Annotated in this window: 13 protein-coding genes; 5 read left to right on the top strand and 8 right to left on the bottom strand. The window is 61.8% G+C overall.

Annotation, left to right across the window (positions count from 1 at the left end):
* Position 1 precedes the first annotated feature (1 nt).
* Positions 2–853, bottom strand: coding sequence for an STAS domain-containing protein (locus tag ACFZPT_RS04155; RefSeq protein ID WP_034096417.1), 852 nt, complete (start codon positions 851–853; stop codon positions 2–4).
* A 168-nt stretch (positions 854–1,021) separates the two neighbouring features.
* On the opposite strand from ACFZPT_RS04155, the gene ACFZPT_RS04150 reads away from it, so the two are divergent.
* Complete coding sequence (locus ACFZPT_RS04150; RefSeq protein ID WP_034096418.1) at positions 1,022–1,924, top strand: LysR family transcriptional regulator; 903 nt, start codon at positions 1,022–1,024, stop codon at positions 1,922–1,924.
* Here ACFZPT_RS04150 and ACFZPT_RS04145 read toward each other — a convergent pair.
* Both ACFZPT_RS04145 and ACFZPT_RS04140 read right to left on the bottom strand, forming a co-directional pair.
* Positions 1,916–2,674: a substrate-binding domain-containing protein gene (locus tag ACFZPT_RS04145; RefSeq protein ID WP_099312595.1), complete on the bottom strand. Its 759-nt coding sequence runs from the start codon at positions 2,672–2,674 to the stop codon at positions 1,916–1,918. The two genes, ACFZPT_RS04150 and ACFZPT_RS04145, sit on opposite strands and share 9 nt — an antisense overlap.
* A complete protein-coding gene (locus ACFZPT_RS04140; RefSeq protein ID WP_034096420.1) occupies positions 2,674–3,978 on the bottom strand; it encodes an MFS transporter in 1,305 nt (434 codons plus the stop codon). Before ACFZPT_RS04140 ends, ACFZPT_RS04145 begins: the two co-directional genes overlap by 1 nt.
* A gap of 196 nt (positions 3,979–4,174) precedes the next feature.
* Here ACFZPT_RS04140 and ACFZPT_RS04135 point away from each other — a divergent pair, with 196 nt between their 5' ends.
* From ACFZPT_RS04135 to ACFZPT_RS04125, 3 genes are all read left to right on the top strand, one after another.
* Positions 4,175–4,321: a hypothetical protein gene (locus ACFZPT_RS04135; RefSeq protein WP_169867479.1), complete on the top strand. Its 147-nt coding sequence runs from the start codon at positions 4,175–4,177 to the stop codon at positions 4,319–4,321.
* 121 nt (positions 4,322–4,442) lie between these two features.
* Positions 4,443–5,366: a LysR substrate-binding domain-containing protein gene (locus ACFZPT_RS04130; protein ID WP_034096422.1), complete on the top strand. Its 924-nt coding sequence runs from the start codon at positions 4,443–4,445 to the stop codon at positions 5,364–5,366.
* Between the two features lie 55 nt (positions 5,367–5,421).
* Entirely contained in the window at positions 5,422–5,784 is a 363-nt protein-coding gene (locus ACFZPT_RS04125; RefSeq protein ID WP_034112408.1) for a 5-carboxymethyl-2-hydroxymuconate Delta-isomerase, read from the top strand.
* Between the two features lie 25 nt (positions 5,785–5,809).
* Here the strand turns inward: ACFZPT_RS04125 and ACFZPT_RS04120 are convergent, their stop codons facing one another.
* The 3 genes from ACFZPT_RS04120 to ACFZPT_RS04110 form a co-directional block, all read right to left on the bottom strand.
* The gene (locus tag ACFZPT_RS04120) at positions 5,810–6,745 is read right to left on the bottom strand and encodes a LysR family transcriptional regulator (RefSeq protein ID WP_034096424.1); all 936 of its coding nucleotides are present in this window, start codon (positions 6,743–6,745) and stop codon (positions 5,810–5,812) included.
* 137 nt (positions 6,746–6,882) lie between these two features.
* Entirely contained in the window at positions 6,883–8,070 is a 1,188-nt protein-coding gene (locus tag ACFZPT_RS04115) for a cyanate transporter (protein ID WP_034137371.1), read from the bottom strand.
* Positions 8,071–8,201: 131 nt separating this feature from the next.
* Positions 8,202–9,821 carry a 5-guanidino-2-oxopentanoate decarboxylase gene (locus ACFZPT_RS04110; protein WP_099312593.1) on the bottom strand — a complete coding sequence of 540 codons (1,620 nt, stop codon included), beginning with the start codon at positions 9,819–9,821 and terminating at the stop codon, positions 8,202–8,204.
* Between the two features lie 109 nt (positions 9,822–9,930).
* On the opposite strand from ACFZPT_RS04110, the gene ACFZPT_RS04105 reads away from it, so the two are divergent.
* On the top strand, positions 9,931–10,827 hold the full coding sequence (locus ACFZPT_RS04105) for a LysR substrate-binding domain-containing protein (protein ID WP_034096427.1): 897 nt from the start codon (positions 9,931–9,933) through the stop codon (positions 10,825–10,827).
* A gap of 116 nt (positions 10,828–10,943) precedes the next feature.
* On the opposite strand, the gene ACFZPT_RS04100 is transcribed toward ACFZPT_RS04105, so the two are convergent.
* Entirely contained in the window at positions 10,944–11,558 is a 615-nt protein-coding gene (locus ACFZPT_RS04100; RefSeq protein WP_034112413.1) for an NAD(P)-dependent oxidoreductase, read from the bottom strand.
* A gap of 36 nt (positions 11,559–11,594) precedes the next feature.
* Positions 11,595–12,461: an MBL fold metallo-hydrolase gene (locus ACFZPT_RS04095; RefSeq protein WP_099312591.1), complete on the bottom strand. Its 867-nt coding sequence runs from the start codon at positions 12,459–12,461 to the stop codon at positions 11,595–11,597.
* Between the last annotated feature and the right edge of the window lie 21 nt (positions 12,462–12,482).

Below are 12,482 nucleotides of genomic sequence, written 5' to 3'. Positions count from 1 at the left end.
GTCAGACGGCCTTGGTCACGGTCACGCCCAGACGCTTGAGGGACAGGGCCAGGGCGTCGGCGAGATTGGCCTTGGTGACTACGCCTTGCAGGTCAAGGCCCAGGTGAACGATGGTCTGGGCGATCTGCGGGCGCACGCCGCTGATGATGCAATCGGCGCCCATCAGGCGAATGGCGGTCACGGTCTTGAGCAGGTGCTGGGCCACCAGGGTATCGACGGTTGGCACGCCGGTGATGTCGATGATCGCAATTTCCGCGCCGGTGTCGACGATGCGTTGCAGCAGCGATTCCATCACCACCTGGGTGCGCTGGGAATCCAGGGTGCCGATCATCGGCAGGGCCAGCACGCCGTCCCACAACTTGACCACCGGCGTGGACAGTTCCAGCAGTTCTTCCTGCTGGCGTTTGATCACCAGCTCGCGGGACTTCTGGAAGGTACGGATGGTGTGCATGCCCAAGGCATCCAGCAGCTCGGAGATTTCCCATAGCTGTTCGGCCAGTTGCGCTGGCTGCTCGGCATATTCGCGTTGCAGCAGGGCGAAGAGCGGGCCTTTGAGGGCGAAGATGAAACTGGCGGTTTGTTGCGAGTCCTGGCCGACCAGTGCGCGGCTGTGGGACAGCTTTTCCAGGAGTACGCGGGTTTCGGCCCAGTTCTCCTGGTTAACGTTCTGCGAACCGCCTTGTTCCAGGGCTGCAATCAGTGTGTTCAGGAAGTCGTTGGCCTGTTGTTTCAGGTCGGCTTCCTTGACGTTGCGGGTGGCACCCGAAGCTTCGAGGCTTTCGATCCATGTGGTCAACAAGCTGAGTTTGTTGCTTTGCAGCGCCTGAACGGTAGTCGCGTGAAGTGTCGCCATGGGAAAGCTCCTGGATGCCTGTTATATGCTGCGCGCAATCTATACCAAAATGTGTGGTTTGAAACGGTTTACGCTAATTATTCCGGGGGATGTCTACAAAGTGCGTCGCGCCACGTTCATGGCCCTCGGGTACTATAGATCGCCCCCCCTAGTCGGCCAGTGTTTCCCGTGATTATCAATTTCGATCTCAATGACCTTCAGGCCTTTCGTGCCGTGGTGGACAAAGGCAGTTTCCGCGGCGCTGCCGAGGCGATCCGCATCTCGCAACCGGCCTTGAGCCGCCGCATCGAAAAGCTCGAATCGGCGCTGGACGTGAAGCTGTTCGAGCGCACTACCCGGCGCGTCAGTCTGACCATGGTGGGACGCGCTTTTCTCCCGCAGGTCGAACGCATGCTCGACGACCTGGACCTCGCCCTGATGGGCATCAGCAACGTGGCATCGACGCGCATGGGCAACGTCACCATCGCCTGCGTGCCTTCCACTGCGTATTACTTCATGCCTCATGTGATCTCCGAATTCCACAAGCTCTACCCGAAGATTCGTCTGCGGGTACTCGACGCCAGTGCCGGCGAGGTGTGCAGTGCGGTGGAAAGCGGCGAGGCGGATTTCGGCGTGAGTTTCAGCGGCAGCCTGGCCGATGAGGTGGAGTTCGAACTGTTGTTGCAAGAGCGCTACGTGTTGGCGTGCCGGCGTGACCATCCGCTGGCCGGACGCGCCAGCGTGACGTGGGCCGAAGCCTATGAGCACGACTACATCAGCGTGGACAAGACCTCGGGCAATCGTTTTCTGCTCGACCAGGCCTTGCGTGGCGTGCGCGTTAAGAAGCTGAGTATTTGCGAGACCCACCACGTGACCACCATGATCGGGCTGGTAGAAGCGGGGCTGGGGGTGGCGATGGTGCCGTCGATTGCGATGCCAGCGTGCGAGCACCCGATTCTGGTGAGCGTGCCGCTGGTGGAGCCGCAGGTGATGCGCAATGTGGGCTTGATCAAGCGCCGCGGGCGGACTTTGCCGCCAGCGGCGCTGGAGTTGGAGCGCTTGGTGCGCGAGATGCCGTTTCGGTCAGTGTGACACTGAGTCCAGGCCGGTGGCCCGCACCGCCGGTTGCACCTCGGGAGAGGCAAGGAACTGCAGCAGCGCCTTGGCCTGCTTAGGGTGTTCGGCGTTCACCGGAATGCCCGCGGCGAAGCGCGTCACCGATTGCACGTCTTCAGGGATCTTGCCCACAAAGGTCACGCCCGGTACCGGCAACAGTTCCGCCACCTGCTGCAAGCCCACAGCGTAATCACCCTTGGCTACCTGCTCGGCCACCGGCAGGCGTTCGATCATGGTGCCCTTGGCCGGCATACCGAGTTTCTTGAACAACTCTTTTTCCACATACACGCCGCTGGCACTGTCGGAATACGCCACGGACTTGGCGTTGCTGAGCACAGCCTTTAGCTCGGCGTCGGTGCCGATCGCCGGTTTTGGCTGCCCTCGCTTGACCACCAGGCCAATGCGCGAGTCGGCCAGTTCTACCCGTGAGGCGGGGTCCACCTTACCTTGCTTGATCAACTCATCCAGGGCATAGCCGACCATGATCACCACGTCGGCATGCTCGCCGCGGGCCAGGCGGTTGGGAATCGCTTCCGGCGCCTTGCCCATGGATGGGCCGAGAATAGTGTCGAGGGTGTCGCCGCTACGCTGGGCATATTGCGGGCTCAGCACTTTATAAGCTGCGGTGAAGCCGCCGGACGTCATCACCTTGAGCTGTTCGGCCTGGGCCGTCAGTGCCAGGGCGCCGAGGGCGAGGGCGGTCAGGGTTTTGAACATTGATTTCATCACACGGCCCCCTGCATCACTTGACCACGGGCGTTGGCGCGGCGGTACAGCGCCAGGGTCGAGCACAGTGCACACAGCGCGGCGAACATCATCCAATAGGCCGGCGAGGCTTTGTCTTCGGTGATGTGAATAAACCAGGTGGAAATCGCCGGGGTGAAGCCGCCGAAGATCGCGGTCGCCAGGCTGTAGGCCAGAGAGAAACCCGCCACGCGCACTTCCACCGGCATGATTTCGGTCAGCGCCGGGATCATGGCGCCGTTGTACATGCCGTACAGGAAGGAGAACCACAGCAGGGTTTCCAGCATATGCGCAAAGCTCGGCGCGTTGACCACGTAGGACAACGCCGGATAGGCCGTGAGCACGGTCAGCGCAGTCATGGCGATCAGCACCGGTTTACGACCGAAACGGTCACTGAGAGTGCCGCCGATGGGCAGCCAGACGAAGTTGGAAATGGCCACCAGCAAGGTCACCAGCAGTGCATCGGAAGTGCTCAGTTGCAGCACGGTCTTGCCGAAGGTCGGTGCGTACACGGTGATCAGATAGAACGCAGTGGTGGTCATGGCCACCATCAGCATGCCGCCGATGACTACGGTCCAGTTCTTTACCAGGGTTGCCAGCACTTCGCGCATGGTCGGTCGATGCTTGCGGTTGGCGAATTCTTCGGTTTCCTGCAAGTTGCGACGCAGTACAAAGATAAACGGGATGATGACGCAACCCACCGCAAACGGAATGCGCCAGCCCCAGTCGGCCACCACCGACGGTTCCATCCACACGTTCAAGCCATAACCCAGCGCGGCGGCGACCACGATGGAGATCTGCTGGCTGCCCGATTGCCAGCTGGTATAGAAACCTTTGCGGCCCGGCGTGGCCATCTCGGCCAGGTACACCGACACACCGCCCAGTTCCGCGCCGGCCGAGAAGCCTTGCAGCAGGCGACCGAGCAGCACCAGCAGCGGCGCCCACAGGCCAATGCTGTGATAGCCCGGCACCAGCACGATCAACAGCGTACCGCTGGCCATGATCGATAGCGTCACGATCAGGCCTTTGCGGCGACCCACGTCATCGATATAGGCACCCAAAACGATTGCACCCAGAGGCCGCATCAGGAAGCCTGCGCCGAACACGGCGAAGGTCATCATTAATGACGCAAACTCATTAGCGGCGGGGAAGAACGCGGCGGCAATGTAAGTGGCATAGAAGCCGAACAGAAAGAAGTCGAACTGTTCGAGGAAGTTACCCGAAGTAACGCGCAATACCGCGCCCACTTTGGAGCGGGCAGAGTCAGGCCGGGTTGAGCTAGTCATGGTGTTGTGTCTCCAGCGTTCTTTTTAAAGTGCTTGTTTCGCTTAAGACTTGGGATAGTGGCTGACACATTTAGAAATGATAAGTGAAAATTTTGGATTTATTGATGCGTCATAGCTATCAATCAAGAAGGCGGCCAAACCCTTTGTCCTGTTCTATGCTTGTAGCTGTGTCCAATTCTTGGGAGGGGAGGTGACAATGGGCAATGAACCGAAGCACCACGATGAACCGGAGCAGGAGCAGCCCCGGCAGCGCCACGAGGAGGAAAAACCGCAGACCTGGAAACATCCCGACGATGGCACGGAGCTGTCCGAGCGAGATCAGGAAATACCGCTCAAACCCTGATGACCCGGCCTGACCAGCACCGGCGGGTACCGACCTGCCGGTGTGTTTGGCGGCAATGCGCATAGACGCCCGCCGCGGCGCTTTCTACACTGCGGCTCGTCTAGGGCAAAGGGCAGGCGCGATGAATCGCAATGAATTACGCAAGGCCGACATCAATCTGATGGTGGTTTTCGAAGCACTGATGCTTGAGCGCAACGTCACGCGCGTGGCGGAGAAGCTGTTTCTGGGCCAACCCACCATCAGTTCGGCGCTCAACCGTTTGCGTACGCTGTTTAACGACCCGTTGTTTATTCGCGTTGGCCATCGCATGGAGCCAACTGCGCGGGCCGAGGAAATCATTCAGCACCTGTCACCGGCCCTGGATTCATTGTCGTCGGCCTTGAGCCTGACCCACGATTTCGACCCGTCCATCAGCACCATGACGTTTCGCATCGGCCTGTCCGACGATGTGGAATTCGGCCTGTTGCCGCCGCTGCTGCGCGCCTTGCGCCAGGAAGCGCCGAAGGTGGTGTTTGTGGTGCAGCATGTCGACTACTGGCGCATTCCCGATCTGTTGGCATCCGGCGACATTACCGTCGGCATCACCCAGACCCGCGGCCTGCCGGCCAATGCCAAGCGCAAATTGTTGCGTCATATCCGTCCGCGCCTGTTGCGCGCCGATGCCTCGGACACGCCGCTGACCCTCGATGAATATTGCGCACGGCCTCATGTGCTGGTGTCCCACACCGCCAACGTGTCGGGGTTCGCCGATGAGTGGCTGGCGGAAATCGGCCGCAAGCGACAGGTGGTGTTGTCGGTGCCCCAGTACAGCGCCTTGCCAGCGCTGCTGGCCGGCACTGACTTGATCGCCAGCCTGCCGGACTACGCCGCCGAGGCCATGGCCGTATCAGGCAATCTGTTCTGCGAGCCATTCCCGTTCGAAACGCCGACCTTGGATCTGTCGATGGTCTGGCTCAGCCATGTGGACACCGACCCGGCCGAGCGTTGGGTGCGTTCGCGATTGGAAGCGTTTATGGGGGATCGCGGGCCGGTGAACCCAGCCTGATGGTTTTATCCGTGTTATATCTACGCGTCTTCCTACAAATAACTCGGAGCGATCAATGCCGCACCTGCACCTGGAATACACCGCGAACCTCACCGACCTGGCCGTCGAGAAAACCCTGTTGCGGCTCAATAACGTGCTGATGGCGTCCGGGCAGTTCGGTTCCGAGTTCGATATCAAAAGCCGTGCGTTGAAGGTCGAGAGTTTCCAGGTCGGCACCTCGCTGAGCCCGCGGGCTTTTATCGCGGTGAAACTGTCCTTGCTCAGCGGGCGCTCGCCTCAGGTTAAAAAGCAGTTGTCGGAGAGCCTGTTGGCGGCCTTGCAGGACGTGGGCGAGTGGCCAGCGGATATGCAGGTACAACTCAGCGTGCAGTTGGTCGATATGGATCGCGAGTCCTACAGCAAAGTCGCCATCGGCTGATCACTGCCCCTAAGGTACGCGGGCGTCAGAGCAAGCCTTGCTCGGCGCAGACCTTCACCAGTTGTTCCCGGAACCAGGCGTTGGCGCGGTCTTGCCCGCTGCTTTCATGCCACTGCATATCCAAAGTGAACCCCGGCAAGCCGTTGGGGGCTTCGCAGTGGCCGAAGGTGGTGGCCGGTGCCAGCAGTTTTTGCACGCGGCGGGGCAGGGTGACGACGTAGTCGGTGCCGCTGATCATCTTCAAGGCCGCGCTGTAGCTGTTGGCCCGCGCCACCACCTGGCGTTTGTGCGCCTGGCGCCCGAGCCAGCCGTCGATCATGTTGGTGTCGGATGTCCAGGGTGTCGGAAAAACATGGCGGCGTTCGACGAAGGATTGCAGGCTGAACGCCGGTTCCCGTGGCGCGGCGCGTTTGTCGAACACACAGACCAGGTCATCCTCCAGCAGCATTTGGGTCTTGAAGTCTTTATGGGCGCGGTGGAAATGCGGGCCGAAACAGATCACCAGGTCCAAGCGGCCTTCGCGCAGGTCGTCGGCGGGGATATCGGTCTCCAGCTTGCGCACATTAACGATCACCGGCAGGTCGGCGCGATCGAATTGCTTGAGCAGGCGCGGCAGGATCAGCTGTTCGAAGTATTCCGGGGCGCACACATTGAAGGTCACCGCCTGCTGCTTGGGGTCGAAAGCCTGGCCACCGGCGTGGCACAGGTTGATGCTTTCGAGGATCTTCTGCACATGCTCGTACATGGTGGTGGCCTTGTACGTCGGCCGCATGCCCGCACGGGTGTTGATAAACAGCTCGTCCTCGAAACTGGTGCGCAGTTTCTTGAGGCTGTAGCTCACCGTGGACTGGCTGACAAACAGCGTTTCTGACACCTCGGTAACGCTGCTCTGGTCATAGACGGCGATAAACACCATCAAGTCCTGCATATCGAGTTTTCTGAGCAAGTTACTGTTTAACATCGGTTTCGTCCGTAAATCCCATGTACCGAATTCAGTACAAGACAGCGCAAAAGATTAACGGAACGGTCGTACCAATAGAAAGCTCTGTAGGGTGTTTCTATGTTTGTGGTGGGACATAAACTGTTGGCAATACGACCTCAGCGGAAATGGCGCGCGTAATGCTTCGGGTCGAAGCGCGTGACCATCAGCAGCATCACCACGATCACTCCGGTCAGTGCCCACCAAGCCCATTCGAAGCTGCCCAATCGGTCGCGAATCATCCCGGCGATTAGCGGCGACACACCGGCGATCAGGTAGCCGATGCCCTGCACAAAGGCGGTGAGGCCGCCGGCGCGGCGCGGGTTGTCCAGGTGATCGAGGGACAGGATCAGGCTCATCGGGAACAACCCGCCGATGCCCAGGCCGAGCAGGCATGGCCACAGCAGGCTCACGTGTTGCGGTGCCAGAATCAGGCCGCAGAAACCGAGGATGATCAGCACCAGCAACGTCGCCACCACGCTGCGTTTATCCTGGCGACGGTTGGCAATGGCCGGCGTGATCAGCCCCGACACCACTTCCATTGCCGTGAGAAAGCCCAGCACCAGGCCGGCGTTCTGTTCGCTCCAGCCTTGTTCCACGTAGTACGGCGCCAGCCAGGCGAGTACACAGGTGTAGGACGCGGTTCCGAGGCCGAAAAAGATCGCCAGCAACCAGGCGCGTGCGTTGCCGAAAAAGCGTTCCTGCGTGTCGGAACCGGCCTGGGGCACTGGCGGCAGCGTCGAGCGCTGGGCGTACCAGAACACCAGCGCCAACACGGCAAGCATCGCCCAGATGGCCAGGCCGATGCGCCAACTGCCGGTCTGCACCTGCACGAACGGCGCGAATGAAGCGGCCAGCGCAGCGCCGCCCATGATCGCCGTGACGTACAGCCCCATGAACAGCGAGACGTTCTGGTTGAAGCGGGTCTTGATCAGCGCCGGCATCACCGCCTGGATCAGCGCAATCCCCACCCCGGCGGCGATGGCGCTGACGATCAGCTCCAGCGCCGAGTCCAGCCACAACCGCGACAACGTCGCTACGCCGATCACCCCCAGGGACAACACGATGCTGCGGTGCTCACCCACCCGCTTGGCCAGGCCCATGCCGAAAAACATCGCCAGCCCCATGGCCATCACCGGCAGCATGGTCAACAACGCCGCGCTGCTGAAACTCAATGGCACATCGCCGCGAATCGACGACAACAACGGCCCGACCGCCGCCATCGAAGGGCGCAGGTTAAGGGCGACCAGCACAACACTAAGCATCAGCCAGACGGCGGTAGTGGGTTTTGCGTGAACGTTTTCCATGGGCAAGCCTTGAGTGAACAAGCGCAGATCAGGCCATGGCGGATGCCGGCGGAGCAAATGAGAAAGTCGCAAAGGCTATTGAAAAATTGCGCTGGGGTTAATGGGCGTGGTCCTTTGCTTGCCCCCTCGGCTCATATCGCCTTCATCCACAGCCCCTGACCGATTTCAATCAACGTTGGCCCTTGCCGTTGCACGGCGCTGTGCAAGGCATTGCGTAGCTGCTCAACGTCTTGTGCGCTGTCAGTGGCACTGCCAAGGGCCTTGGCCACGCCGATAAAGTCCGGGGTGTAGATATCCACGCCCACCGGTTCGATGGCGCGGTTGAGCATGTAGCGCTTGATCTCTTCATAGCCCTGGTTGTTCCACAGCAGCACGATGATCGGCGTGCGGGCTTCCACGGCGCTGGCCAGTTCCGGCAGGGTGAATTGCAGACCGCCGTCGCCGATCAGGCACACCACCGGCCGGCCATCGCCGCGTCCGAGCCAGGCACCGATGGCTGCGGGCAGGGCATAGCCCAGGGTGCCGTAACCGGTGGAGGCGTTGAACCAGCGACGCGGATGGTCGAGGTTCAGGGTCAGGTTGCCGCTGTACACCGGTTGGGTGGAATCGCCTACCAGCACGGCATCGGGCAAGGTCGCCAATACCGTGTTGAGGAACAGGGTCTGCGCGCGGGTGGCGGCGTCCCAGGTCGGCGCCAAGTCAGCCCACAACCGTGCGACGCGGTGCTGCCCCCAGTGTGGATCGCGCGCAGGCAGCAGCGTGTGGTTCAGTTCGGCCAGCACGGCCTCGACGGCGATCCGCGCATCGGCCACCAACGCCACGGCGGGCCGATAGTTGCGCACGGTCTGGTCCGGGTCGATATCGATGCGCAGCAAGGTGCCAGGAATCTCGAAGCCGCCGGCGAAGGTCGTGTCGTAGTCGGTTTCCGCCAGCTCGGTGCCGATGGCCAGCACCACGTCGGCTTCGGCCACCAGGGCGCGGGTGGCGGGCAAGGTTTGGGTCGAGCCGATTAGCAGCGGGTGCGCGGCGGGCAGCAGGCCCTTTGCGTTGATGGTCAGCGCGACCGGCGCGCCGAGGGTGTCGGCCAGTGTGGTCAGTGCCGCGGCGGCTTCAATGGCACCGCCGCCGGCCAGGATCAACGGACGCTTGGCTGTGGCGAGCAAGCGACCCATCTGCACGACGGACGCCGGTGCGGCACCGGCGCGGGCCACGCTGACGGGCGCGCAGTCCAGCAGCGCATCGGCGTTTTCCACCAGTACATCCAGGGGGATTTCAATATGCACTGGTCGCGGCCGCCCGGCCTGGAACAACGCAAACGCCCGCGCCAGCACACTTGGCAGTTCCGCCGCCGACATCACGGTGTGGGAGAACGCCGCCACCCCAGCCACCAGCGCACTCTGGTTCGGCAACTCATGCAACTTACCGCGCCCGCCGCCCAACTGACTGCGCGACTGCACGCTGGAAATCACCAGCATCGGGATCGAGTCGGCATAGGCTTGGCCCATGGCCGTGGTGATATTGGTCATGCCAGGGCCGGTGATGATGAAACACACGCCGGGCTTACCACGGGTGCGCGCGTAACCGTCGGCCATAAAACCGGCACCCTGTTCGTGGCGCGGGGTGATATGGCGGATGCCGGAGCGGGCCAGGCCGCGATACAGCTCCACGGTGTGCACGCCGGGGATGCCGAACACATGGTCCACACCATAGCCTTCCAAAAGGTTGACCAACACTTCGCCGCAGGTCGCCATACAGGTCGCTCTTATGAATGAGAGAAGGCGGTATTGGAACGGTTGGCCCATGGCGCCCACAATCGATAAAACGTCATACTTGCCATGTCCCCACGTCATGGCTCATCGCATGAAACGCCTTCCGCCGCTGCCTGCGCTGCACACCTTTTGGGTCACGGCCCACTGCTGCAACTTCACCCGCTCCGCCGAACATCTGCATATCACCCAGGGCGCGGTGAGCCGGCAGATCGCCGGGCTGGAGCGCCACTTGGGCTACCCATTGTTTCTGCGCCAGGCGCGAGGCTTGAGCCTCACGGAGCAGGGCCGCGCGTGGCAGCACTGCGCGCAGCAGGTGTTTGGCCTGATCGGCGACGCGGTGGAGCACATCGGTCGGCGCCAGCAAACCCTGCAACTCAAGGCCTCCACCTGTGTGATGCGCTGGCTGCTGCCGCGCCTGATGCAATGGCAACGGGAACGCCCGGATGTGCCGGTTGAACTCACTACCACCGTGGCCAACACCGTGGACTTTCGTCGCGAGCCTTTCGATGCAGCAGTGATTTACGCGCCCATCGCCGAGCAGCCCGCCGAGGCCCGGCATTTATTCGATGAACGACTCACCCCGGTCTGCGCCCCGGCCTTGCTCGCGACGCTGCGCACACCGGCGGATCTGCAACACCAGGTGCTGCTACATCCCACGCGAGACGAGCGGGATTGGACGCTCTGGCTGAAGGCGGCGGATGTGCGCTTGAGCAGGGTCAGCCAAGGTCATCATTTCGAAACCCTGGACCTGGCGATGACGGTGGCGTCCCAAGGCTCTGGCGTGGCGATCGGTGACTGCGCGCTGATTGGCGAGGATGTGAAGGCAGGGCGGCTGGCCATGCCATTTGAACGGCGGGTGCCGACGGGGATGGGATATTACCTGGTGTCTGCGCCGGGTACGCAGCCACTGCCGGAGCTTGAGGCATTGATGAATTGGCTGCAGAGCCAGGCCCACTCTTCAGATCAGGGGTGGGGCAGCGGTACTTGAACTGACCGATCGATCGCCATCGGGGGCAAGCCCCCTCCCACAGTTTTGATCTGGTTTCCTCAGTCCATGTGGGAGGGGGCTTGCCCCCGATAGCGATGGATCAGTCACTCCATCAATCAGTAACCGACCGTAAAACGCTGGCGCGGGTGCTGATGCTTTTCCACTTCATCGATCATCGCGATAGCGTAGTCGGCAAAGCTGATCCAGCTGCGGCCTTCGGCGCTTACCAGCAAATGGTCCTGACCCAGGCGGAACGTGCCGGTGCGCTCGGTCTCGACAAATTCCGCCGACGGCGACAGGAAGGTCCAGTCCAGTTCCCGTTCCTGGCGCAGGGCCTCCAGGAACTCGGCGCCGGCGCTGGCTTCGGCTTTGTATTCGGCCGGGAAGCCCTGGCTGTCGATCACGCGGCTACCGTCCGGCAACAACAGTGAGCCCGCGCCGCCCACCACCAAAAGGCGTTTGACCCCGGCTTTTTTCACCGGACCGAGCACCGCCGCAGCGGGCAAGGTGGCGAAGTGCGCCGCGCTGATCACCACGTCGCAGCCGCTGACGGCCTGTTGCAGGGCCTCGGCATTCAGGGCGTCGACCTGCTTGACGCTGACGCCGTCGCGCGCCGGCAAGGCGTCTGTATTGCGTGCGATGGCGACCACGCTATGGCCGCGACGCAGGGCTTCTTCCAGCAGTTGGCTACCGGCACGACCGGTGGCGCCAATGATTGCGATCTTGCTCATGATGTTCTCCAAGTAAAGGTCAGGATCTACAACGGTTCACCACTTCATTTCGCCCTTGGCGACTTTTGCGCTCAGCTCCAGTGAGCTTTCGTCGGCGAGGGTCGGGTAACGCTTTTTCATGGCCGCGATCAGTGCGGCGGAGTCCTTGGCCTTGGCGGTTTCCAGGTCAAAAGCCTTGATGTAGTCGGCGGTGAAGGCCACTGACGCCAGCGACGGCGTGCCCAGGTAGTGCCCCGGAATCACCGTGCGCGGTTGCAGCTGTTGGATGCGTTGCAGAGTCGCCAGCCAGTCTTTGTGAGACTGCGCGCTTTGGGTGTCGGCCATCCACACATGAATGTTCTGGGCGACCACCACGCCACCCACCACAGCCTTGATCGACGGGATCCACACAACGCTGCGATCCGGCTGCGGGCCGTCCAGGCCGATCACCTCCAGTGTCTGGCCTTCCAGGCTCAGGCTATGACCTTCAAGCACCTGGGGCACGATGATCTTGGCCGGTTTGTCGGCGCCCATTTTCGGGCCCCAATAGGCCAATTTGCCGGCCTCGGTGGCTTTGATGTGCTCGACCACCGGTTGTGGGGCCAGCACTTTGGCGTCGGGGAAGGCCGCAGTGAGGGTGTCGAGGCCGAAGTAGTAGTCCGGGTCGCCATGGCTGATGTAGATGGTGGTCAGGTGCTTGCCGCTGGCGCGGATTTTTTGCACCAGTTGCTCGGCCTGGCCTTTGCCGAATTGTGCGTCCACCAGGATTGCGTCCTTGGCGCCGCTGACCAATACCGAACTGACCGGGAAAATCGCTGCTTCACCGGGGTTGTACACGTCCAGGCTCAGGTCGGCCGCTGCCGCATGGGCCGCGAAAGCCAGGGCGGCGCTGGCCAGAGTCAGGCGCTTGAAAATTGAGAACATCGGGTAGCTCCAGCATCGATT

This window comes from Pseudomonas sp. MD330_10 (genome assembly GCF_042610415.1).
Classification (GTDB): Bacteria; Pseudomonadota; Gammaproteobacteria; order Pseudomonadales; family Pseudomonadaceae; genus Aquipseudomonas; species Aquipseudomonas rhodesiae.
This window is presented reverse-complemented; position numbering and strand designations above follow the sequence as displayed.

Excerpts from the sequence above, each read along its gene's own strand:
- ACFZPT_RS04095 (WP_099312591.1), bottom strand. The coding sequence starts at position 12,461 with ATGTTCTCAATTTTCAAGCGCCTGACTCTGGCCAGCGCCGCCCTGGCT.
- ACFZPT_RS04145 (WP_099312595.1), bottom strand. The coding sequence starts at position 2,674 with ATGAAATCAATGTTCAAAACCCTGACCGCCCTCGCCCTCGGCGCCCTG.
- ACFZPT_RS04115 (WP_034137371.1), bottom strand. The coding sequence starts at position 8,070 with ATGGAAAACGTTCACGCAAAACCCACTACCGCCGTCTGGCTGATGCTT.
- ACFZPT_RS04135 (WP_169867479.1), top strand. The coding sequence starts at position 4,175 with ATGGGCAATGAACCGAAGCACCACGATGAACCGGAGCAGGAGCAGCCC.
- ACFZPT_RS04125 (WP_034112408.1), top strand. The coding sequence starts at position 5,422 with ATGCCGCACCTGCACCTGGAATACACCGCGAACCTCACCGACCTGGCC.
- ACFZPT_RS04140 (WP_034096420.1), bottom strand. The coding sequence starts at position 3,978 with ATGACTAGCTCAACCCGGCCTGACTCTGCCCGCTCCAAAGTGGGCGCG.
- ACFZPT_RS04155 (WP_034096417.1), bottom strand. The coding sequence starts at position 853 with ATGGCGACACTTCACGCGACTACCGTTCAGGCGCTGCAAAGCAACAAA.
- ACFZPT_RS04120 (WP_034096424.1), bottom strand. The coding sequence starts at position 6,745 with ATGTTAAACAGTAACTTGCTCAGAAAACTCGATATGCAGGACTTGATG.
- ACFZPT_RS04105 (WP_034096427.1), top strand. The coding sequence starts at position 9,931 with ATGAAACGCCTTCCGCCGCTGCCTGCGCTGCACACCTTTTGGGTCACG.
- ACFZPT_RS04100 (WP_034112413.1), bottom strand. The coding sequence starts at position 11,558 with ATGAGCAAGATCGCAATCATTGGCGCCACCGGTCGTGCCGGTAGCCAA.
- ACFZPT_RS04130 (WP_034096422.1), top strand. The coding sequence starts at position 4,443 with ATGAATCGCAATGAATTACGCAAGGCCGACATCAATCTGATGGTGGTT.
- ACFZPT_RS04110 (WP_099312593.1), bottom strand. The coding sequence starts at position 9,821 with ATGGCGACCTGCGGCGAAGTGTTGGTCAACCTTTTGGAAGGCTATGGT.